At 63.2% G+C, this 23207-nt stretch carries 17 protein-coding genes; 2 read left to right on the top strand and 15 right to left on the bottom strand.

The features are described from left to right. Nucleotides 1-21: 21 nt before the first annotated feature. Entirely contained in the window at nucleotides 22-2184 is a 2163-nt protein-coding gene (locus tag NL123_RS17070; protein ID WP_494355865.1) for a TonB-dependent siderophore receptor, read from the bottom strand. A gap of 173 nt (nucleotides 2185-2357) precedes the next feature. After that, nucleotides 2358-2849 carry an Lrp/AsnC family transcriptional regulator gene (locus NL123_RS17065; protein WP_494355864.1) on the bottom strand — a complete coding sequence of 164 codons (492 nt, stop codon included), beginning with the start codon at nucleotides 2847-2849 and terminating at the stop codon, nucleotides 2358-2360. Between the two features lie 121 nt (nucleotides 2850-2970). On the opposite strand from NL123_RS17065, the gene NL123_RS17060 reads away from it, so the two are divergent. Further along, nucleotides 2971-4005, top strand: a complete 1035-nt coding sequence (locus NL123_RS17060) for a histone deacetylase family protein (protein WP_494355863.1) — start codon at nucleotides 2971-2973, stop codon at nucleotides 4003-4005. Nucleotides 4006-4063: 58 nt separating this feature from the next. Continuing rightward, nucleotides 4064-5461 carry an amino acid permease gene (locus NL123_RS17055; RefSeq protein ID WP_248481328.1) on the top strand — a complete coding sequence of 466 codons (1398 nt, stop codon included), beginning with the start codon at nucleotides 4064-4066 and terminating at the stop codon, nucleotides 5459-5461. 232 nt (nucleotides 5462-5693) lie between these two features. On the opposite strand, the gene NL123_RS17050 is transcribed toward NL123_RS17055, so the two are convergent. From NL123_RS17050 to treZ, 13 genes are all read right to left on the bottom strand, one after another. Beyond that, nucleotides 5694-6173 (bottom strand): cytochrome P460 family protein, encoded by a 480-nt coding sequence (locus NL123_RS17050; RefSeq protein ID WP_494355862.1) that lies wholly within the window; start codon nucleotides 6171-6173, stop codon nucleotides 5694-5696. Continuing rightward, nucleotides 6173-7201, bottom strand: coding sequence for an alpha/beta fold hydrolase (locus NL123_RS17045; RefSeq protein ID WP_494355861.1), 1029 nt, complete (start codon nucleotides 7199-7201; stop codon nucleotides 6173-6175). Before NL123_RS17045 ends, NL123_RS17050 begins: the two co-directional genes overlap by 1 nt. Before the next feature lie 132 nt (nucleotides 7202-7333). Further along, entirely contained in the window at nucleotides 7334-9868 is a 2535-nt protein-coding gene (locus NL123_RS17040; RefSeq protein ID WP_494355860.1) for an autotransporter family protein, read from the bottom strand. 249 nt (nucleotides 9869-10117) lie between these two features. Then, a complete protein-coding gene (locus NL123_RS17035; protein WP_248481333.1) occupies nucleotides 10118-10879 on the bottom strand; it encodes a PIG-L deacetylase family protein in 762 nt (253 codons plus the stop codon). Nucleotides 10880-11057: 178 nt separating this feature from the next. After that, entirely contained in the window at nucleotides 11058-11717 is a 660-nt protein-coding gene (locus tag NL123_RS17030; RefSeq protein ID WP_494355859.1) for a glycosyltransferase family 2 protein, read from the bottom strand. Then, nucleotides 11714-12313, bottom strand: a complete 600-nt coding sequence (locus NL123_RS17025) for an SAM-dependent methyltransferase (protein WP_494355858.1) — start codon at nucleotides 12311-12313, stop codon at nucleotides 11714-11716. Before NL123_RS17025 ends, NL123_RS17030 begins: the two co-directional genes overlap by 4 nt. After that, nucleotides 12310-13068, bottom strand: a complete 759-nt coding sequence (locus NL123_RS17020; RefSeq protein WP_248481336.1) for a PIG-L deacetylase family protein — start codon at nucleotides 13066-13068, stop codon at nucleotides 12310-12312. Before NL123_RS17020 ends, NL123_RS17025 begins: the two co-directional genes overlap by 4 nt. Then, nucleotides 13065-14063, bottom strand: a complete 999-nt coding sequence (locus NL123_RS17015) for an acyl-CoA dehydrogenase family protein (protein WP_494355857.1) — start codon at nucleotides 14061-14063, stop codon at nucleotides 13065-13067. The genes NL123_RS17020 and NL123_RS17015 overlap by 4 nt, the downstream gene beginning before the upstream one ends. Before the next feature lies 1 nt (nucleotide 14064). Further along, entirely contained in the window at nucleotides 14065-16224 is a 2160-nt protein-coding gene (glgX, locus tag NL123_RS17010) for a glycogen debranching protein GlgX (protein ID WP_494355856.1), read from the bottom strand. A gap of 119 nt (nucleotides 16225-16343) precedes the next feature. Further along, nucleotides 16344-16592, bottom strand: coding sequence for a DUF2934 domain-containing protein (locus NL123_RS17005; protein WP_248481341.1), 249 nt, complete (start codon nucleotides 16590-16592; stop codon nucleotides 16344-16346). A gap of 24 nt (nucleotides 16593-16616) precedes the next feature. Then, the gene (locus NL123_RS17000) at nucleotides 16617-19367 is read right to left on the bottom strand and encodes a malto-oligosyltrehalose synthase (protein WP_494355855.1); all 2751 of its coding nucleotides are present in this window, start codon (nucleotides 19365-19367) and stop codon (nucleotides 16617-16619) included. Then, complete coding sequence (gene malQ / locus NL123_RS16995; RefSeq protein ID WP_494355854.1) at nucleotides 19364-21448, bottom strand: 4-alpha-glucanotransferase; 2085 nt, start codon at nucleotides 21446-21448, stop codon at nucleotides 19364-19366. The genes NL123_RS17000 and malQ overlap by 4 nt, the downstream gene beginning before the upstream one ends. Continuing rightward, nucleotides 21445-23190, bottom strand: coding sequence for a malto-oligosyltrehalose trehalohydrolase (gene treZ, locus NL123_RS16990; protein WP_494355853.1), 1746 nt, complete (start codon nucleotides 23188-23190; stop codon nucleotides 21445-21447). The genes malQ and treZ overlap by 4 nt, the downstream gene beginning before the upstream one ends. Between the last annotated feature and the right edge of the window lie 17 nt (nucleotides 23191-23207).

The raw sequence follows: 23207 nt of genomic DNA, 5'->3' as shown, positions 1-23207 counted from the left end.
TGAGGAGGGCGCCGCCGTGAATCAGAAGCTGTACTTGGCCGTCAGCATCATATTGCGCGGGCTGCCATAGGAATCACCGCCATAGCTCACGGAGTTGGAGATGGACTGGTAGTAACGGCGGTCGAAGATGTTGTTGGCGTTGAGCTGCAGGTCCAGGTGCTGGTTGACCTGGTAGCCGGCCATCAGGTCGGTGACGGCATAGGCGCCTTGCTGCAGGCGGTAGGTGCTGCCATCCGCGACTTTGAAGTCGTTGTACATGCGGCTCTGCCAGGACACGTTGCCGCCCACGCGGAGTTTTTCCAGCGAGCCCTGGAAGTGGTAGTTGGTGGTCAGCTTGAACAGGTGCTCCGGGGTGTCGGTGTCGAACTGCTTGTTGACGTTCTGCGGGTTGGCTGCGTCCTTGATGGTGTGCGTACGTGCATAAGTGTAGCCACCGCCGACCTGCCAGTTCTCGGTCAAGGCGCCTTGCAGTTCGAAGTCGATACCCTGGCTGCGAATCTCGCCGGAGGCCACGGAGCAGGAGGCCTGCGGGCAGTTTGCGACGGTCACGCCGACGGCACGGTTTTCCTGGTCGACGCGAAACAGCGCCACGCTCGCGTTCAGCGCGCCACCCAGGTATTCACCCTTGATACCCACCTCATAGTTCTTGCCGACGATAGGCTTGAGCGGGGTGCCGGAGGTGTCCTTTTCGCTCTGGGGCGTGAAGATGTCGCTGTAGCTGACGTAGACCGAGTGATGGTCGTCCAGGTCGTAGATCAGGCCGGCGTAGCGGGTGAGGTTGCGGGTGACCTTGTAGTCGCCGGTGTTGCTGCCGTGGGCATCGTAGTCATACCAGTCCAGGCGCCCGCCGAGGATCAGCTTCAACGGGTCAGCCAGATTCAGGCGCGTGGTGACGTACACCCCGTCCTGGGTGGTCACGTCGCGGTCATTGGTGGTGTGGACGAAGTTCGGTTTGCCCGCCGTGAGCGGCCAGTTCAGGTTGTAGGGGCTGTAGTTGTGGGTGGTCATGTCGTAGATGCGCCGGCTGGCGCCTACCACCAGCTCGTGGGTACGCCCGAACGCCTGGAAGGGGCCGCTGGCAAACGCGTCGACACCCGCCTGGTTTTCATCGTAGGCCGCTTGATAGACGGTGCGCGCCAGTGTGTTGGCGACCCAGCGCGACTGGTAGGAGCCGGAGAACAGCGCGTTCTGTTCGGCATAGTTGGCGTTGACTTGCAGTTTCCAGTCGTTGGCCAGTTGCTGACGCAGCTCGGCGAATACGGTGTTGATCTCCTGGTCCTTGTTTTCCCAGTCGGTGCCGGGGTTGTAGGAGCGCGGCAGGTTCAGGTGATGGCCATCCTGGCCGACCATCGACGAGCCCCAGAAGTAATTGGTCTTGTCCTTTTGGTTGGAGAAGCCAAGGGTCAGGGTGGTGTCTTCGCTCAGGTCGGCTTCGGTGACGGCGTAAAACAGGCCGTGATACTCCTCGGCGTTGTCGATGAAGCTGTTGGCATCGCGGTACGAGGTGACCACGCGACCGCGCCAGGTGCCGCTGTCGTTGAGTGGGCTGGAGGCGTCGAGTTCGCCCCGGTAGTCGTCCCAGCTGCCGGCTGCGCCGGTCAGGGTGACTTTCTGTTCGTCCAGCGGGCGCTTGCGGACCAGGTTGATGGCGGCGGAAGGGTTGCCCGCGCCGGTGACCAGGCCGGTGGCGCCGCGCACGATTTCGACGCGGTCGAACATCGCCAGGTTCGGCTGTGCGCCCACCGACACACCGTTGTAGCCACTGGGGATGCCGTCATACATCAGGTTGTCGATGTCGAAGCCGCGCGACGTATAGGACTGCCGGCCAGGGCCGCTGGAGAAGTTCAGGAACAACCCCGGGGTGGCCTTGACCACATCGTTGATGCTGGTCATCGCCTGGTCATCCATCCGCTGGCGGGTAATCACGGTGACGGCCTGCGGGGTTTCGCGCATGGTCAATGGCAGTTTGGTCGCGGTTTTCATCGCGCCAGTGGTGTAGGACTGGGTGCCCTCGGTGGTTTCGCCCAGTTGCTCTTCGCCAGAGATTTGCGTGGCGCCCAGTTCAAGCGTGGTGGCCGGCGCCTGGGTATCGGCGGCAAAGACCGCGGATGAACTGGCCAGAAAGACCGCCAACGCTATCAGACTGGGTGAAAAACCTTTACTGCCGTGTTGTTGCACAGACATGGAACTGACTCTCCCCGAACGCCGTCCCTGGCGAATAAAAAATCTGTTGATAATTATTCGCATTAGTCTGGCAGATTGTTCTTGTAGGAAAAAGCCTTGAGGGAGAAACAGTTAACGAATTTTTCACATCTCAGTGTCGGCGATTTGCCACATCGCCCCGCGAAAAGCGCCGATTATTCGCGCTGTGGAATCGCCACCCGACTCGTCGCCTTGACCTCCCTCAGCGCCAGGCTCGACTGTATTGAGGCAATCCCCAACTGCCGCCGCAACACGCTCTCGACAAACTCGCTGTAGCTGTCCAGGTCTTCGGCCAGTACCTGCAACAAATAATCGGCATCCCCGGTTATCTTGTGGCACGACAACACCTGTGGCAGTTCTTTCACCACCGCCTCGAAGGCGTCGGGCGCATGGTCGGTGTGGATCGCAAAACGCACATGCACGAACGCCAGGATGTCCAACCCGAGCATCTTGCGGTCGAGGTTGGCCTGGTAGTCCTTGATCACGCCTTCTTCTTCCAGGCGTTTGCGCCGGCGCCAGCAGGGCGTGAGGCTCAGGGACAGGCGCTCACTCAGCTGAGCGTTGGAAATACTGGCGTCCTGCTGCAGCAGGGCGAGGATGACGAGATCGGTGTCATCAAGAACGACCTGTTTGGTTTTATTTTTCATAATCGTGCGCCAATGAGGTAAATATTCCCGATAAACCTAACAGTGCCGTAAGTAAAAGCAAAGAAAGCCCACTGCCGCCAGAACAAAATAGACCCTGTCTTTTACTGGCGGATGCCCTCACATGTTGACTGTTTTCAGCGAAGCCCACCGTTTGCACCATGGCACCGAACTCAAGGACGGTGTGCTCAAACCCTCGTTCGAACAACCCAGCCGCGCCGACACCGTGCGTGATCGCGTGCGGCAGGTCGGCCTGGGCGACATCATCACCCCGCGCCGCTTCGACCGCGCCTGTTACGTCGCCGCCCACAGCGAGCGCTACGTGGCGTTCCTGGAAACCGCCTGGGCCGAATGGACCGCCATCGGTCGCAGCCATGACGCCTTGCCCCTGGTGTGGCCGGTACGCGACCTGGCCAACCAGCAGGTGCCGGCGTTCATCGACGGCAAGCTCGGTTTTTACGCGATGGACGCCGGTTCGCCGATTACCCGCACCACCTGGCAGGCGGTGAAGACCAGCGCCGACATCGCACTGACCGGCCTGGCGTTGCTCGACGAAGGCCATCACAGCGCCTTTGCCCTGTGCCGCCCACCGGGCCATCACGCGGCCCGTGAATACATGGGCGGTTACTGCTACCTCAACAACGCCGCGATTGCCGCACAGCACGCCATCACCCAGGGCGCCACGCGTGTGGCGGTGCTGGATGTGGATTTTCACCATGGCAATGGCACCCAGAATATTTTCTATGACCGCCCGGACGTGATGTTCATTTCCCTGCATGGCGACCCGGCGGTGTCTTACCCGTATTTTTCCGGTGCCGGCAGCGAGCGCGGCGTCGGTGCGGGGGAGGGCTTCAACCTGAACTACCCGTTGCCGAAAAACACCACCTGGGCCAATTACCGCACCGCCCTGATAGACGCCTGCCAGCAACTGCGCCGCTTTGCGCCTGAAGTGTTGGTGATCTCCCTGGGCGTTGACACCTTCAAGGACGACCCCATCAGCCACTTCCTCCTCGACAGCGAAGACTTCCTCGGCATGGGCGAGATCATCGCCACCGTCGGCGTGCCCACGCTGTTCGTGATGGAAGGCGGCTACATGGTTGATGAGATCGGCATCAATGCGGTCAACGTGCTGCACGGTTTCGAACGCCACAGCCAATAACAACGACCCCTCGACTTTTCTTCTGCCAAAACTCAAAAACATAACAAGAGGTTTTGTGATGAAAACAACCACGCCCGGGCTGTGTGAACAGCCTGCGTTGCAACGTACCCTGAGCAACCGCCACATCCAGTTGATGGCCATGGGCGGCGCGATCGGCACCGGCCTGTTCATGGGCTCCGGCAAGATCATCGCGCTGTCCGGCACCTCGATCATCCTGATCTACATGATCATCGGGCTGTTCGTGTACTTCGTGATGCGCGCCATGGGCGAGCTGCTGCTGTCCAACCTCAACTTCAAGAGCTTCGCCGACTTTGCCGGTGCTTACCTGGGGCCGCGTGCGGCGTTCTTTCTCGGCTGGTCGTACTGGTTGAGCTGGAGCGTAGCGGTGGTGGGCGACGCCGTTGTGGTCGGCGGTTTCTTCCAGTACTGGTTCCCCGATGTACCGGCCTGGATGCCGGCGGTGGCGATGTTGCTGACCCTGTTCGCGCTGAATGTGCTGACGGTCAGGCTGTTCGGCGAAGTGGAGTTCTGGTTCGCGATCATCAAGATCATCGCCGTTGTGACCTTGATCGGGGTGAGTGGGGTGCTGATCGCCAGTTCCTTCGTTTCGCCCACCGGCGTCACCGCTTCGTTGAGCCACCTCCTGGATAAACAAGCGGCATTTCCCAACGGCCTGTTCGGCTTTTTTGCCGGGTTCCAGATGGCGATCTTTTCCTTCGCCGGCACCGAGCTGATCGGTACCGCCGCCGCCGAAACCCGTGCGCCGGAAAAGACCTTGCCCAAGGCGATCAACTCGATCCCGCTGCGCATCATCCTGTTCTACGTGCTGGCCCTGGCGTGCATCATCGCGGTGACCTCCTGGCAGCAGGTGTCACCGAGCAAGAGCCCGTTTGTCGAGTTGTTCCTGGTCGCCGGTTTCCCCGCCGCAGCGGGCATCGTGAATTTCGTGGTGCTGACCTCGGCAGCGTCGTCTGCCAACAGCGGGGTGTTTTCCGCCAGCCGCATGTTATTTGGTTTGGCCGACCTGGGTGATGCGCCGGGGATCTTCCGGCGCTTGTCGAACAGCAGCGTGCCGTTTATCAGCCTGGCGTTTACCAGCTTGCTGATGTTGCTGGGGCTGGTGTTGCTGTTTGTGGTGCCGGAGGTGATGACCGCCTTCACCATCGTGTCGACGGTGTCGGCGATCCTGGTGATCTTCACCTGGTCGACCATCCTCGCGTCCTACATCGCCTATCGCAAAAAACGCCCGGACCTGCACGCCCAATCCACCTACAAGATGCCCGGTGGTGTGCCGATGGCCTGGTTTGCCCTGGCGTTTCTCGCCTTCGTGCTGGGCCTGCTGGCGTTGCGGCCGGACACACGCCTGGCGCTGTGTGTGATGCCGGCCTGGTTTATCTGGCTGGGAATCGCCTATCAGTTTTCGCGCTTTCAGGGTCAGCCCTTTCAAAGTCTTTGAAAACCGGCCATATCTGGCTGATACCCTCCCATTTGTGGTGAGCGGGCTTGCCCCGCGTTGGGTTGCGAAGCGACCCTGGAAGGAGGCATGCGGTGAATCAGGTACTCTTCGGCTGCTGGTGTTGGGGCTGCTTCGCAGCCCAGCGCGGGGCAAGCCCGCTCACCACAACAAGCCCGCTCGCCACAGGGTATTTGTCGCCAGTTCTGACCAGAGACCTTGAACGGGCTGGCTTTCAGGGTGCCAGCCTGGTGAAGACATAATCCCGGTCTTTCACCAACGCCTGGTGGCAGGCAAAACACGTCTGGTGCTGCGCTTCATCGGCTGGTTTGCCATTGATGAAGCGTCCAAACCCCCAGCCACCGGTGGACGCGTATTTTTTCGAGTCCTTGACCATGAACTGCACCGTGGTCGCCGCGCCAGGGATGGACGCGGTCTTGAAATCCGGTGACTGCTCGTGTTTCCACGCCAACTTGGCCAGGACGGTGCCATCCGGGAAAGGCAACGTGCCCTCCCGATAAGCCTTGAGCGCAGCGCTGTTGCCCAGCACCACGCGCAGCTCGTTCAACGGGTCGGCTTCCTGGGCCGGAGCCACCAGTTCCCATTGGCGGTAGCCGTCGGGAATAGTCACGCCGTAGATCGGCGAGGGGGCGCTGTCGGCGAAGGTGCCAGCCGAACTCGCGAGGGCCAATGCGGCCATGCACAGGCGCTTCATCACTGGTGATCCGCATCGATGACCGCCTTGGCAAACGCCTCGGGCGCTTCCTGCGGCAGGTTGTGGCCGACGCCACCGTTGATCAGGCGGAACTCGTACTTGCCGGTAAAGCGCTTGGCGTAGTCCTCCGGCTGCGGGTGCGGGGCGCCGTTGGCGTCGCCTTCGAGGGTGATGGTCGGCACGCCAATGGACGGCGCCTGGGCGAGTTTCTGCTCCAGCGGGTCGTATTTCGTTTCACCCTGCACCAGGCCCAACCGCCAGCGGTAGTTGAATACAGTGATCGCTACGTGATCCGGGTTCTCCAGGCCTTTGGCGCTGCGATCGAACGTGGCGTCATCGAACTTCCACTGCGGCGAGGCCAGTTGCCAGATCAGCTTGGCGAAGTCGTGGGTGTTTTTCTGGTAGCCGGCGGCGCCGCGCTCGGTGGCGAAGTAGAACTGGTACCACCATTGCAACTCAGCCTTGGGCGGCAGTGGGTTCTTGCCGGCCGCCTGGTTGCCGATCAGGTAACCGCTGACCGACACCAGCGCCTTGACCCGCTCCGGCCACAATGCCGAGACGATGTCCGCCGAGCGTGCGCCCCAGTCGTAGCCACCGAGCACCGCTTGCTGGATCTTCAGCGCGTCCATGAAGTCGATCACATCACTGGCCAGCGCCGCCGGTTGGCCGTTGCGCAGGGTCTCATTCGAGAGGAAACGCGTGTCGCCATAACCCCGTGCGTAAGGGATCAACACGCGATAGCCCTTGGCTGCCAGCAGCGGCGCGACCTGGGCGTAGCTGTCGATGTCGTAGGGCCAGCCATGCAGCAGGATCACCGCCGGGCCGGTGGCGGGGCCGACTTCGGCGTAGGCCACGTCCAGCAGCCCGGCCTTGACGTGCTTGAGGGCACCGAAGGCGCTTTGGGTACTGGCGACAACCTTGGTCGCAGCCTCGGGCATTTCGGCGTGGGCCATGCCCAGGATGCCGAATTGCGCCAGGGCAATGGCCAGGAAAAGGGGGGTGGAGCGGCGGGTCAACTGTGCGTGCATGGCGAGCCTCCTGCGGCTGGATGTGTGCCGGGTGCTCAGTTGAACGCCGGGCTGTATCTGGCCTGTTTCAGGAAACCCGCCGAGTTAAAGGCTGTGTATCGCAGTGGGCTGTGTACACACTGCGATACAAACCTAGAACGCCACCCTCAGACCCACAGTGCCTTCGCGGCCGTTGTAGGTGTTGCTGTCCAGATTGCGGTTGTAGCCGACTTCGCCATACAGGCTCACATCGGGCGCTACCTGCAAGGTGGCGCCCAGGCTGACTTCAAGGGGGGTGGATTTCTGCTCGGTATCGATCCGGGTCGTGTGGTTGTAAATCACACTGTTGTCCCCGGCGCTGGCATGCCAGACGTTCGCGCGCGCATAGGGCTGCCACGCCATGCCATGGATGTTGTAGTCGCCGCGCAGCCTTAAGCCCAGGCGGGAGGTCACGCTGGTATCGGCGTCGTACTTGACGTCGGAAATGCCGTCGTTCTGGCTGTCGAGCCTTGTCTTGCCGACGATCAATTGAGCCTGCGGTTCTACCGTCCAGTTTTGGCTGGCGCGGAACGGCCAGCCGACTTCAGCTGAGGCTGTGATGTTATGCCCTCGGGTTTTCATCTTCACGCCGCGGTCTGATTCGTTGTTGCCGTTGAACCGGCTGCCCATCAGCACCAGATCCACATACGCTTGATTAGCCCCGATCAGTGTCCAGTAAATCCCCAGGCTATCGGCGCGCAAGGTGGTTTTGCCGGCGTCCAGGTCTTGCCAGCCACCGTTGAAGCCCTTGACGTTGCCTTTGAGTGTGCTGTGGCCCACAAACAGCCCAACGCGATGGTTGCGTCCGCTGTCGTCGGTGGTGGTGTAGACATCACTGCCCACTTGGAAGCCCTCGAGCGTGCTGTCCAGCGTCGGGCTCACCGTGCCGGCGAACCCTTGACGGCTGCTGCTGCCGTAGACCCGGCCCCAGCCGTCCAGCGCATGGCTGCTCTGTCGAAGGTTCTGGTCGCCCATGCGCTCGTGATAAGTGCCCAGCGTGGCGCGCACGATCTGGTCGGCCGCCGGGAACATTGCGGCATAGATCGGCACTTCCTTGCGGTAGATGGGGATTGGATCGGGCCCTGGTTTAGGGGGGGGAGGCTCGCCCGGGCTCGGTAAAGGTACGATGATCTCAGGGCCTGGTGGCTGCACCGGGACAGTGGAGCGCAGGTAATAATTCTTTGCCGTGCCTGCGGTTACACCGCCCTTGAACAGGCGGTAGTCGAACGCACCCGCGGAGACCGGGCCGGCGAGGGTGAAGGCGTTGGCACTGCCGGAGGCACCATTAAGGGCCTGCACAACCTGGATACCATCCTGCAGCGTCGCTGCACCCGCACCCCCCAGGTTGGTCACGCTGATCGTTGTACTGCCCCCAATGGCACCTTGGTCAATCACCAGTTTGTCGCTGGGCGAGCCGTCGCCGCCCAACACACTTTGCAGTTCAACCCGCCCACCATTGCCGGTGTAATTGCCCCTGATGGTCAATGAGTCGCTGGTGCTGGAGCTGCCGGTGGTCATGTCGATCACGCCGCTGTTGCTGACGGTAACCAACTGGCCGGCGGTAAAGGCTTCGATGACGCCGGTCCCGACCAGCAGCTTGCTCGTGCCATCCAGCGCCAGCGTGCCAGTACCGGAGCTGCTGTCACCCAGCTTGAGGGTCGTACCGCTCAGCGTCAGTTCGGAGCCATTGTCCAGCTGGATGGCTTCCCAGTTGGGCAATAGGCCCGGATCCCCGGCCTTGGTGTTGTCCAGGGTGAGCTTGTCGTTGCCCAGGCCGCCGTCCACCAATTGCGCTGCCGCCAACTGAGCACTCGTCAGATTCTGCACGAGTGCCATGTCGTCCCCTTCACCCATCCGCACAAACGAGTGCAGGTTGCCGCCGGTCCAGATGAAGTGGTCGTTGCCGAAACTGAGCAGGATCTGCCCGTTCACCTCGCCGCCCGAGACGGTCACCTGATCATCACCGGCGCTGACACTGATATTGCCGCCCACAAACGCCGTGCCCGAGATCCGGATGGTGTCGTTGCCTAAGCCGGTCACCAGGTTGCCGATGATGCGGCCTCCCGACATGTCGAACAGGTTGTTATCGAGTTTCATGTCGACGCGGCCGATGGTGCCGCCGGTCACTGCGGCGTCGTCGCTGTCTTCGACGGCGCCGGTGATGGTGCCACCGCTCATTCTGAAGATATCCCGACCGTCACCTTGAGCCACGGCCGCTACAGTGCCGCCGCTCTGGGCATAGCTGTCGATACCGTCCCCCTGGTTGATAGTGCCGACCTGACCGCCGGTAATCAGCGCCACATCCGCGCCCGCACCTTGAGTGACAGACCCGGTAATGTTGCCCAGATTGAGCCGAAAGATATTCGCGCCATCGCCCTGGTTGAGGTTCCCATCAATCCCGGCGCTTGGCCCATTCACATCCACAAGATCATTGCCCGCGCCAAAGGTCACATTGCCGGTCACCCGGCCCGTCGCGGTGATATTCAGTGTGTTGTTACCCGCGTTATCGGTAAAGCCCGGCGCCGTGCCGCTGTCACAGGTGGAGGTGTCATCGCCGGCGCCAGTGTTGATGGTGCAGGCGCCATAAGAGGCCGGCGGCCACACCGCCATGACGATCAGGTACAACCAGGAGAGTGTCCGTGCGCGCATGATCCGTCCTCACTTGAGGGGAGAGTTGTCCCGGCACCTGCGAAGGCAGGTGCGGGCCAGACCATGACAACGTGATGCGCGATACGGAGCAGGGACAGCGGGTTACCCGTTTCTGAAAACACCGGCCAATGCAAAGGGTTGGCATGGCTTTCTCGACTGCACCTGAAGCGGTGCAGCGCTTTTTCCACCCTAGCCACACATTCGCCAGGCCGCTACTGTCAGAATTAACAGGTATGAACGAGTTGGATTTCAGGACAGCACGATCTCATACGGTTCGCGCATTCTCTCAAGCAGCACCTGGGCCAGTATCGGCGGCAGGCCGATCTGTGGGTCCCCGGCCAGCTGGCTGGCATAGGCATGGGCAGCATGGAGTTTGCGCGCCACGGTCCAGGTGTCCAGGCGTACCTTGCGGGCGCGTTGCCAGGGGATGATCGCGCCTTCGCGGGCCGGCCAGTGCCAGGCCCAGATCGGCAGTTCATGCAGCTGCGCGCCCACCAGGCTGCACGCCTTGGCACTGGCACGGCCCACCGCATCATGGTCGTCATTGCCATCGTTGCGCCAGGTACTGAACACCACATCGCCGGGCTGCAGGTAACGCGCAATGAATTGGCTCAGTTGCGGCTCGCGGGCGGCGAGGGCGTTGTCGCAAAACCCCCCGCGAATCCACTTCAGGCTGTGCAGCGGCATGCCCAGGCGGCGCAGGGCTTCGGCGCTTTCCTGGGGGCGGACCACGCTCAAGCGGCTCGCCGGCCAGACGTTGGAGCCCGGGTGGCTGGCGCTGCCATCGGTGATGGAGATCAGTTGCAGCGGGTGTTCCAGCGTGCTGAGCAATTGCAGCAAGCCGCCGCAGGCCAGCACCTCATCGCCGGGATGAGGGGCGATGATCACCACGCGTGCGCCAGGCGGCACTAATGAGGAGGGCGTAATGGGGGGGATTTGCGCCAGTTGCGGGGCGCTGTTCCAGACTTGCGCGGGGCCGCGGCGGCCGTCGCTTAAGGAAGCAAGCTTCATGGGGTGTCACATCCTTGTCGGTTGATGCGGGGTCGTGCCCCGTTGACGGGACGACTCTCTTGTTTCCACCACAGGCTCCGCCGCAGTGGCTGCATGGCACCCCAACCCTGGAATGCCAGCAAGGCGTTTTCAGCATAGACAAGGATTGCGCGGTTTCACATTCGGTAACGGCGTTTTTTTACGTGGCATGCATCAGGCTCTTCAAGTAATCGCCGAATCCCCCTTGTGCACGGGCGTCCAGGCGCGCACTGGTAATCACCTGCGGGCCGTGGCTCCAGGCGATGGAGGCGCCGCACAGCTCCAGGTTGCGCACCAATTGCACATCCTCGTGGCACGCCAGCGGCTCGAAACCACCGGCACGCACGTACGCGCCAGCGCTCACCCCCAGGTTGGCCCCGTGGATATGCCGATGACCGTCGCGAGCCTCGTAGCCCTGGAGGTAGCGAATCTGCGCGGCGGGATCAAAACCCTCGCTCCACGCATCCACCGTGACGGTGCCGCACACGGCGTCCACGCCCAACGCCAATTGGGCCACCAACCAGTCGGGGGCTACCCGGCTGTCAGCATCGGTGCAGGAGATCCAGCGTGCGCCCTGATTGAGCAAATGCCGCGCACCCACGCCACGCACATGCCCCACGTTGCGTACCTGGGCTTCCAGGCACTGCACCGGGTAGGCCTGGGCAATGGCGGCGCTGGCATCGCTGCAGCTGTCGAGCACCACCAGAACCGTCACAGTTTCGCCGAGCAGCCCGGGATGGCTGGCGGCGATCAACGCGGCTTTCAGGCAGTCGCCGAGCAACGCCTCTTCGTTATGTACCGGGATCAGAATGCCGATCATCGCAGGCCCTCAAGGGTGGCGACCGAGGTGCCGTCGCGGCTCCACAGGTCGAGCAGGAAATCAGGTTCGTGGTGGCTGGCGATGCGGGGCATGTCCAGGCGTTGCTGGAGCAGGGCGTGCACTTGCTCAGCCGTTTGCGGGCAACCGTCGATAGGCGCGCGCCAGTGGCAGGCCAGCAATTGGCCGTCGGCGGTCAGTGCGGTGCGGGCGTGATCGATCAATTGGCCCAGGTCATCGGCGTCGAGGTAGTAGCACCACTCACTCAATACGATCAGCTCGAACTGGCCCGTAGGCCACTGTTCGGGCAAGCGGCACTGCTGCACCTGGGCCTGGGGGAACCCCAGCAAGCGAGTGCGCGCCAGGTCAACGGCGGCCGCGGCGGTGTCGCAGCACAGCAGGCGGTCACAACGCGGTGCCAGTTCGAAACTCAGCTCGCCATTGGCGCAACCGGGTTCGAACACCGAGGCATAGCGTGGCCGCGTGAGGATCGCCAGGGTCAGTGCGCGTTTGCGCCGCTCATACCAGCGTTGGCGAAAGGCCCAGGGATCATCGTTATTGGCGAACAGCTGGTCGAAATAAGGCGTGGCCACACTCATACGAATACCACTTCAAAGGGTTGCAACAGACGCTCCACCACGTAGGGCGCCAGCACCGGCGCGAGGCCGATCTGTGGGTCGCCTTCCAGTTGGCTGGCGAAGGCGTGGATCGCATGCCGTTTGCGCGCGACGGCTTCACAGGTCAGCGGGATCTTGCGTGCACGGTGCCAGGGCACCACGCTGTCTTCAGGTGTTGCCCAATGCCAGGTCCACACCGGCAGCTCATACAGGGTGGCGCCGACCGCCGCGCAGGCCTGGGCGCTGGCACGCCCAACGGCCTCATGGTCGCAATGGCCGTCTTCGCGCCAGGTGGTGAACACCACGTCGGTAGGCTTGAGGTAGCGTTGGATAAACCCTACAAGTTCCTGTTCCCGCGCCGCCACCTGGCTGTCGGTAAAACCGGCGCGCAGCCATTTCAGGCTGTGCAGCGGCAACCCCAGGCGGTGCAGGGCCTGGGCGGATTCCTGCGGGCGCACCACGCTCAAACGCTCCACTGGCCAACGCTGCGAGCCGGGGTGGCTGGCGCTGCCATCGGTCACCGAAATCAATTGGATCGGCCGACCCAGCGCCGCCAGGCCCTGCATCAGGCCGCCGCAGCCGAGGATTTCATCGTCCGGATGCGGTGCGATGATCACCGCACGGTGGCCGGCGGGCACCAACTGCTCGACGCTGATCGATGGCAAGTCGGCCATTTTCGGCGAGGCCTGCCAGTGATGCAGCGGCGTGCCCTGGCCAACGATCGGATTGGATCTCATAACTGCCACCTCCCTGTGGGTTCACCGGCCACCAGCTCTCCGAGCCCGGCCAGGTCGCGTTCGGCATGACTCTGGCGTACATACACCGGCAGGTCTGCCATCAACTGGGCAAAATGCGGGTCCTTGCAGTAAGGACCGGCGCCGACGGCGCGCCCGACGTGGCGCAGCACCTGCTCAACGGTGTCTTCGATACAGGCCCGCGTCTGCTGGGCCAATTGCCGGGCGTCAGCCTTGGGCTCAAGGTCGATCTGTGCGGCGCTGGCACGCAGCACACAGGCGGCGCTGTTCAGTGCGCTGTCGACGGCGCCAAGATGGGCCAGGGCGTGGGGTTCCGGGCGTTTACTGCACTGCGCGCGCAAGACTTCCGCCAGGCGTTGCGCCGCGCCGTACCAGCAGGCGGCGATACCGATACCGCCTTGCCAGAACCCTGGGCGGGCGAGGTAATCTCCCGGTCCGCCCACCGCAAGCCCCCAGGCCCCGTCGAACACGACCTCCACACTGCCGGTGGCTGCCATGCCCACGGCGTTCCATCCCTCGTCGGTGACCACGATGCCGGGTTGATCCATGTGCACGGCCACCAACTGCTGGCGATCGTCTTCGTCCCAGGCGGTCAACAACCCATGGCTCACCACCGCCGCGCCGGAGCACCAGGCCTTGCGGCCTTGCACCCGCAGGCGATGGCCCTCCTGGTGCACGCGCACCTTGGCCGTTGGCGGCTCGGCGGCCCACATGCCCCACGTGCTGCCCAAGGGCGGCAGTGGGGAGTTGAGCTCGGCAATGATTGCCAGGGCATCGGTGTGGCCTTCGAACAGCTTGCACAAGCGCAGGTCATGACCCGCCACCTGCGCCAGGCGACTGAACCGCGCCAGGGTCTGACCGCCGCCGGGCAGCGGTAGGTGGTCCAGGCCTTCTTCCTGAAGCGCCTTCAGGGCGTCGCCCAGGGCTTGCGTGTCCGCATAGTCCTGGAAGCCTTGAAGGAATCCATGCAGGGCCATCTCACACCTCGTCTTCGCGCTGCAACTCGAAAAGCAACAGCGAACGGCCGGTCACGGCGTACTCGTGATCGAACTCAAAGCGTTCCTGGCCGCGTACGGCGGGCTCGTTGGTGTCGAGCATGCAGGTCCAGAACTCACCTTCGGGCACCGACGGCAAGCGGAAGTTGACCATGTCGTGATGGGCGTTGACCACCAACAGCAAGGTTGCGTCGGCACCGGCCCGGCGAATCCCGGTTTCCTGGGCGCGGCCATCCATCAACATGCCCAGGCAGCGACCGTGGCTGTCCTGCCACTGTTCGGTGGTCATCTCGTTGCCATCCGGGGCCAGCCAGGTGACATCCTTCACGCCGATGTCTTCGTTGTAATCGCCCACCAGGAAGCGTCCACGGCGCAGGATCGGGTAGGCCAGGCGCAGCTTGATCAAACGCTTCACAAACTTGAGCAGCGCCTTGCCGTCTTCGTCCAGGTCCCAGTTGATCCAACCGATCTCACTGTCCTGGCAGTAGGCGTTGTTGTTGCCGTGCTGGGTGCGCGCAAATTCATCGCCGGCCACCAGCATCGGTGTGCCTTGGGACAGGAGCAATGTGGCGAAGAAGTTGCGCATCTGGCGCAGGCGCAGGGCGTTGATTTGCGGGTCGTCGGTCGGGCCTTCGACACCGTGGTTCCAGGACAGGTTGTTGTTGCTGCCGTCCTGATTGTTTTCGTCGTTGGCTTCGTTGTGCTTGTCGTTGTACGACACCAGGTCATGCAGCGTGAAACCATCATGCGCGGTGATGAAGTTCACCGAGCTGTAGGGACGGCGCCCACGATGGTTGAACATCTCGCCGGAGGCGGTCATGCGTGCCGCGAAGTCGGCCAATTGGCCGTCATCGCCTTTCCAGAAGGCACGCACGGTGTCGCGGAAGCGGTCATTCCATTCCACCCAGCCCGGCGGGAAGTTGCCCACCTGATAGCCGCCGGGGCCGCAGTCCCAGGGTTCGGCGATCATTTTCAACTGGCGCAGCACCGGGTCCTGGCGACAGGCGACGAGGAAGCTGTGGCGTTCGTCGAAACCATCGCGGTAGCGGCCAAGAATCGTCGCCAGGTCGAAGCGGAAGCCGTCGACATGCATCTCGGTGGCCCAGTAGCGCAACGAGTCAGTGACCATCTGCAATACGCAGGGGTGGCTCAGGTCCAGGGTGTTACCGGTGCCGGAGTCGTTGATGTAGAAACGCTTGTCGTCCGGCATCAAGCGGTAGTACGAGGCGTTGTCGATGCCGCGCATCGACAGGGTCGGGCCGCGCTCGTTGCCTTCGGCGGTGTGGTTGTAGACCACGTCGAGGATCACTTCGAGCTTCTGTTCATGCAGGTGCGCGACCATCTCCTTGAACTCGGCGATCTTGCCGCTGGCCAGGTAGCGTGGGTCGGGGGCAAAAAAAGCGATGCTGTTGTAGCCCCAATAGTTGGTCATGCCTTTTTGTAGCAGGTGCTGGTCGTTGACGAAGGCGTGCACCGGCAGCAGCTCCACCGACGACACGCCCAGCTGACGGATGTGCTTGAGCACGTCGTCTTCCATCAGCCCGGCGCACGTGCCGCGCACGGCTTCGCCCACGGACGGGTGGCGCATGCTGATGCCGCGCAGGTGGGTTTCATAGATGATCGTACGGTCCCACGGCACGCGTACCGGTTGGTCGTTGCCCCAGGTGTGCGCCGGGTCGATCACCTTGCACTTGGGCACGAAAGGCGCGCTGTCGCGTTCGTCGAAGCTGAGGTCGTCATCCGGGTGGCCGATGGTGTAGCCGAACAGTGCCTCGGACCATTTGAGTTCGCCCACCAGCTGCTTGGCATAGGGGTCGATCAGCAATTTGTTGTGGTTGAAGCGGTGGCCGTTGGCCGGGTCATACGCACCGTACACGCGGTAGCCGTAGATCAGCCCGGGATGGGCGTCGGGCAGGTAGCCGTGGAAGGTCTCGTCGGTGTATTCGGGGAGTTCGATACGTTCCAGCTCGACCTCGCCGGTGTCGTCGAACAGGCACAGCTCGACCTTGGTCGCGTTGGCCGAGAACAGGGCGAAATTGACGCCCAGGCCATCCCAGGTGGCGCCGAGCGGGAAGGGCAAACCTTCACGGATTCGCGACGGTTCGTTGCCCGGCGTCGATGGGGTTTTATCGGGTTTGCTCATTGAGTTGCTCCTGCAAGGGTCTTTCTTCAGGCCGAACGCGGCCGTGCCGACGAAATTTCAGCTGAGAGTCTGGTAGGTGGAATCACCTCTTGCCGACAGCGCCGACAAGAGGTGGGGAATCAAGGCTTGGGTTTCTTCGCGGCGGGTGGTTTTTTAGCGGCCGGTGGCGCCGGCTTGCTCGCGGCCGGCTTGGCTTTGACCGGTGGCTTGGGCTTGGCGGGGGCCTTGGGTTTGCTCGGCGTCAGCGCTTCGGCTTCGGCCAGTTTGCGCGCCATCTCCCAGTGCCGCGCGTCTTGCCCATGGGGCTTGCCTTCGGACTCCCAGATCTGGTGCGCCAACTCTTTTATGCGTTTTTCGTCAGTACTCATCGCAATGCTCCTCACAGAGAATTTTCAGCTTTCTTGATCATCAGGATTGATAAAGACATTGACCGGGAAATCCCCCAGGGCAGTGCTGATCAACAGCTCCTTGTCTGGTGTGACTGCGCCTGTATGAAAAAGTCCCTTCCAGTTTTTGGTTGACGCGGCGAACGGTAATTTCACCCGCGTATCGCCCCAAACCTGCGCATTGATCATTGGATGCACACCGTTTTCAAGCAGGTCCTGCGGCCACCTCGGTACCACCACCAGCAGGTGTTTGCCCTGGTATTCACGCGCGAACGCGACCACCCGTTCGGCGTGTTTGCCGTGCACTTGCAGCGGTGTGTAGGTGCCGTTGCGGAACAGCTCGGGACAGGCCTTGCGCAAGCCCAGCACCTGGGCAATCAACGCCTGTTTGACACGCCCGTCGCGCCAGTTGAACAACAGTTCGCCGATGTCCGGTGGGGTATCCAGTGCCTGTTGCCGGGCGTTGAAATCCACTGGACGGCGGTTGTCCGGGTCGACCAGGCTGAAGTCCCAGAACTCATCGCCCTGGTACAGGTCCGGTACACCCGGCACCGTCATGCGAAGCAAGGATTGCGCCAGGCCATTGAGCGCACCGGCCGGCGCGATGGCCTGGGCAGCGGCACCAATGGCAGTGCGTAACGTGTGGCCTTCATCGCTGAGCAGCAGCCGCGACAGGAAGGCTTCGACGCCTTGTTCATACGCTTCGTTGGGCGCGCTCCAGCTGCTTTGCAACTTGGCTTCACGCAGAGCTTTTTGCTGCCACTGCCACAGGCGTTGCCGGTAGCCCTCGAAGTCGTCGGTCTGGTCCAGGGGCCAACTGCCCAGCAGCACCTGATAGAGGATCAACTCGTCGCCCGCCGATGGCGTGTTTGCCTCCGCCTTCAGCGGTGCGGCGAGGGCGCGCCACTGCTCGACCTGCTCGACGTACCAGGGCGCACATTCACTCAATACCGCCAGGCGCGCGCGGGTATCTTCGCCGCGCTTGTGGTCATGGGTAGCGGTGGCCAGCAGGTTGTCGGGAAAGCTCTGCAGGCGTTGCTGGTTGACCCCATGAAAGTCGGCCAAGGGTGCGCTGAACTGCTCGGTGCTGAAGCCCACGTCGTTGCGCGACAGCAATACCGCCGAGCGATAGAACGCGGTGTCTTCCACGGCCTTGGCCGCGGCGGGCGAAGTGAGTTGCTGGAAGCGCACGCAGGCGTGCTTGAGGATCTTGCGTTCACGGCCCACCGGGCGATTGCGCCACGGCTGGCCGCCCAGCCAGTTGGCCAGGTGGTCGAGCACCGGCCAGTCGCCTTCGCCCAGGGTCGTGCGGGCGCCGTCCATGGCCTGCTGGAACAGCCTGTCGTCGGCGGCACTGCGGCCACGGGCGCTGATATAGGTGCGGTACACCGGGAAATGCACAATCAGTTCCTGCAAGGCCCGGCGGATGGCGCCGAGGGTCAGGTCGCGAGTCATCACATCGTCGCGGGCCACTTGCAGCAGGGCCTGGGCCACGCTTTCGAAGTCGCCGCCGAGGGAGCCGTTGAGGATCTGCTGGCGGGCCAATTGCGCTTCTTCGATAAAGGCCGCAGGCCGTTCGCTGTGACGGGTCCATAACGCGGCCAGTGGCGCAAAGCCGTCCGGGTGATGTTGCAGCAGTGACAACTGGTTCATGAACTCGTAACCGGTGGTGCCGTCCACCTGCCAGTCTTCACGCAGGGTTTCGCCTTCGCCGAGGATCTTCTCGACGAAGATCGGCAAGTGCCGCTCAGGCGACAGCGAGTCCACCCGGCGGCGCAGCTTGCGGCAGTAACCACGCGGGTCGGCCAGGCCGTCGATGTGGTCGATGCGCAAGCCATCCACCAGGCCTTCGCTGATCAGTTCGAAGATCTTGCCGTGGGTGGCTTCGAACACGGCGCTGCGCTCGACGCGCAGGCCGCCGAGTTCATTCACATCGAAGAAGCGCCGCCAGTTGATATCGTCCGCCGCCGTGCGCCAACTGGCCAGGCGGTAGGCCTGTTGTTCGAGCAACTGATGCAGGCGTTTGAAGCCATCGGGCTGACGCCCGTCGAAGGCCGTCAAACGTTGTTCGATTGCCGGGAGCACCTCGGTGGCGCGCTCGGCCAGCGCTTGCTTGAGCCACGCGGCCTCGTGGTAGGCGTCGTCCTGGTAGGCGAGGGCGCTGAAGCGCTCGGCCAGGGGCTTGAGCGATTCATCGGTGCCCAGGATCGCGGCGTAATCCTTGGGGCAGATGGGGAAGCGGTGTTCGTAATGCTCGACGTAGAACGCGCCGTGGTCGGCATCGAAGTGCAGGGTCAGGGTGCCGGTCTGCAGGGCTTCGCCGTAGTCACTGCCGAGGAACGGCATCAGCAATTGGCCTTTGAGCAAGGGGTCCGGCGAGTGCCACTGAATGTCGAAGAACTCGCTGTAGGGGCTCAGGCGGCCCCATTCCAACAGGTCCAGCCACCAGGGGTTATCGGCACCGCCGACGGCCATGTGGTTGGAGACGATATCGAGGATCAAGCCCATGTCGTGTTCACGCAACGCCGCGACCAGACGCCGCAGGGCCGGCTCGCCGCCGAGTTCCGGGTTGACTGTGGTGGGGTCGACCACATCGTAGCCGTGCATGGAACCGGCGCGGGCGCTGAGCAGCGGCGAGGCATACAGGTGACTGATGCCCAGCCGGGCGAAATACGGCACCAGCGGCACCGCGTCATCGAGGGTAAAACCTTTATGGAATTGCAGACGCTGGGTGGCGCGCAGGGGCAGTGCTTTCATCGGTCACGCTCATAGGCTTGGTTGCGCGCGACGGCCAACAGTTCGAGGCGGCGGGCGGCGCCGGCATTGTCGAGCAGGCTCGACGCCTCGCCCGGCAGGCGACGGCGCCAGTTAGGGTGGGTGTCCGTGGTGCCGGGCAGATTGGCTTGTTCGTCCACACCGAGGGCGTCCTCCAGCGGCAGCAGCACCAGCGGGGCGCGGGTGTGGCCGAGGTAGCGCACGCTGGCGTCGATCATGTGGTCGGTTTCATTGCGGATTTCTTCGACGAAGTTCTGCGGGTCCTGGCTCAAGGCCTGGCGCAGTGCCTGGCGTTCGCGCAGGCGGTGTTCGCTCCATTGCTCCACGGTCGGCGCATCGATCAGGCCGAGTTGGATGTTCCACTCGATATCGCGGCTGTGCCACCAACCGTTGAGGGTGGGCAAGTCGTGGGTACTGGTGGTGGCCAGGGCGTTGTCCGGCCAGTCGAGGATCGGCTTGAACTGGCCTTCGTGGTTCTGTTCGAACAGCAGCACGCGCATGCCCAGGATCGAGCGGGCGATGAGTTTTTCGCGCAGGCCGTCCGGCACGGTGCCCAGGTCTTCACCGAGCACGATGGCCTGGTGGCGGTGGGATTCCAGGGCCAACAGGCGCAGCAGGTCGTCCACCGGGTAATACAGGTAGGCGCCGTCACGCGGCGAGGCGTCCATGGGGATCACCCACAGGCGTTGCAGGCCCATCACATGGTCGATGCGCAAGCCGCCGGCATGGGCGAAGTTGGCGCGCAGCATTTCGATGAAGGCGCGAAAACCGTGGCGCTTGAGGCCTTCGGGGGAGAACGCGGAAATGCCCCAGCCCTGGCCGGCGCGGTTGAGGATGTCGGGAGGCGCGCCCACGGTCAGGTCGGCGAGCAATTCATCCTGGCGGCTCCAGGCCTGGCTGCCGCCGCCGTCCGCACCCACCGCCAGGTCGGCAATCAGGCCGACGCCCATGCCGCTGCCGCGTGCGGCTTGTTGCGCGCGCTCCAGGCAACGGGCGATCAGCCATTGGCAAAAGGCGAAGTAGCCGATTTCGTCACGGTGGTCTTCGGCGAACCGCGCCAATGCCGGGCTCTGTGGGGTGCGCCAGTCTTCTGGCCAGTGGCGCCAGTCGAGGTCTTCACCGGCAGCGGCGCGGGTCGCTTGCACGGCTTCGAAACGGCAGTGGTTTTCCAGGGCCTCACCGCCGGCCTGGCGGAAACTCTGGAAGTCGGCGTGTTGCGGGTGGTGGCCGTGGCGGAAGTCTTCGTACAGCGCACGCAGCAGGCGCTGTTTGGCCTTGGCGGCAGTGGGCCAGTCGATCAGGCTGTGTTGCTCCAGGTCGTGCAGTTCATCCGCCAGGCCGCAGGCCTCGATGGCGTTGCGCACTTCGCGCTCACCGAGGATGCAACCCGGCGACGCGTAGAGGCTGTTGAGGAACAAGCGGCTGGAGGGCGAGTACGGGCTGTAGCGCGCGGTGTCGGCGCTGAACATCGCATGCATCGGGCTGATCGCCAGGGCGTCGGCGCCGCGCTCGGCCGCCGAGCGGGCCAGGTGCTCCAGGGCCAGGGTGTCGCCGAAGCCGCCATCGCCCAGGCGGCGCAAGCTGTACAGTTGCGCGCTGAGGCCCCAGGCGCGGGCAGGGCGGCTGTCGACCGCTTCGCCGACGCTGTAGCAGTGGGTGGGGGCGACGGCCAGGGTGAAAGTCTGGTCGGCAATGTGCACCTGGTGGTAGCCGAGGGCGATGACGCCGGGCAGGACCGCGTCGCCATCGAGGCGCAGCTCCAGGGTTTCACCGTCTTCAAGGCTGACCCGGCACAGGGTGTCCGGTTCGAAGTAGCGCGCCAGGTCGAGGCCTGCGCCGCTGTCGATGGTCAGCAGGGGCGGCAGGTGTTTGTCTTGTTGCACCTGTTCCAGGGCCAGCAGGCTGGCGTTGACTTCGGCATCGGTGTCGGCGGGGTGGCCCAGGCCTTTGAGGACGGCGCGCAGGGCGTCGGGTTTCACTCGTTGCGGGCGGCCGTTTGCGTCGATCCAATCGACGGCCAGGCCCGCTCGGCTGGCGAGGATTTCCAGGTTCGCTTCGCTCAAGGGTGCTCTCCAACAGGGGATAGGGTGACGCGTGCGCTGTACGGCGGCAGGTGTGCGCCGGTACTGGCAGGCGTTTCAAACAGGACAGGCGCCGTCGCCGGCTGATCCAGCGGCGTGGCACTCAGGTTGAGGTCAATCTGCAACAGGCTGCCATCGCCCAGGCGCCAACGGGCGCTCACGGCGCCTTCGGCCAATACCTCGGCACCCAGGGCCATGCTGCCGGGTAGATGCGGCACGATATGACGGTGACGCAGGCTGAGTAACTGGCGATAGAGCTGGGTGTGTTCGTTGTCGTCGAAGTTCGGCGTGGTCTGCAAAAAGGTCGGCAGGGCATTCGGGTCGGGGATGCGCTCGCGTCGTTCCGGGTCCTGGAACGCGGCGAAATCCTTGAACTCATTGCGACGGCCTTCGCGCACCGCTTCTGCCAGTTCACCATGGTGATCGGTGAAAAACAGGAATGGCTCGCTGGCATTCGACTCATCGCCCATGAACATCAGCGGGATCATCGGAGAGAGCAACAGCAGTGCGGTCGCCGCCCTCAGTGCCTGTGGCGAGCACAGTTGATGCAGGCGCTCGCCCAGGGCGCGGTTGCCGATCTGATCATGGTTCTGCAGGAACGCCACAAACGCGCTCGGCGGCAGATGCCCACTGGGTTCGCCACGCTCATGCCCGTGCCGGGTGGTGTGCCCCTGATAAATAAAACCTTCGCCCAGGCAGCGCGCCAGTTTGGTCGTGGGCTCCTTGGCGAAGTCGCTGTAATAGGCGTCGGTTTCGCCGGTCAGCAGCACATGCAGGACGTTATGGAAGTCATCGTTCCATTGCGCGTCGAAATCCTGTTGCAGGAGGCTGGCCTGGTTGAGTTCGTTTTCCAGCATCAGCCAGACGTGCCGGCCGGTATCCACCTGCTCGCGCACGCGGTGTGCCAGTTCCTTGAGAAAGTCCGGGTTGTCGATGGCGTGGACGGCGTCCAGGCGCAGGCCGTCGAAGCGGTATTCGAGCAACCACATCAAGGCGTTATCCAGGAAAAAGTCGCGCACCTCGCGCCGATTGAAATCGATGCCGGCGCCCCAGGGCGTGTGCACGTCCTCCTGGAAGAAACCCTTGGCGTACTGGCCCAGGTAGTTGCCGTCCGGGCCGAAGTGGTTGTAGACCACGTCGAGGATCACCGCCAGGCCGTGCTCATGGGCGCTGTCGATCAGGTGCTTGAGCTGTTCGGGCGTGCCGTAGGAGGCTTGGGGCGCGTAGGGCAGGACCCCGTCATAGCCCCAGTTGCGATCACCGGGGAATTGCGCCAGCGGCATCAGTTCAATTGCGGTAACCCCCAGCTCGGCCAGGCGTGGCAAGTGCTTTTCGATGGCGGCATAACCGCCCATGGCGCCGACATGCAGTTCATAGATGACGGCCTCGTGCCAGGGGCGGCCTTGCCAGGTGCTGTGGCGCCAGTGATAAGCGAGGGAGTCGACCACCACGCTCCAGCCGTGCACATCGGCGGCCTGGGCGCGGGACGCGGGGTCGGGTACATCCATTTCCCCATCGATATTGAAGCGGTAGCGCGTGCCCGCCGGGCACGCTATTTCGGTTTCGAACCAGCCCTCTGCCTGAGGCAGCATGGCAATGGACTTGCCGTGTTCCAATTCAACGCTGACATAAAACGCGTCTGGCGCCCACAAGGCGAAACGCGTGTGTTGCGCGTCCAGCATAATTGCGCCGTGGGGCCAGGTTTCCAGAGTCCGTAACGGCATCTATAGAGACCTCCCGT

This window comes from Pseudomonas sp. FBCC-B1565, from assembly GCF_059133265.1.
The sequence above is the reverse complement of the archived record's forward strand: the minus strand, read 5'-3'. Positions and strand labels throughout refer to the sequence as shown.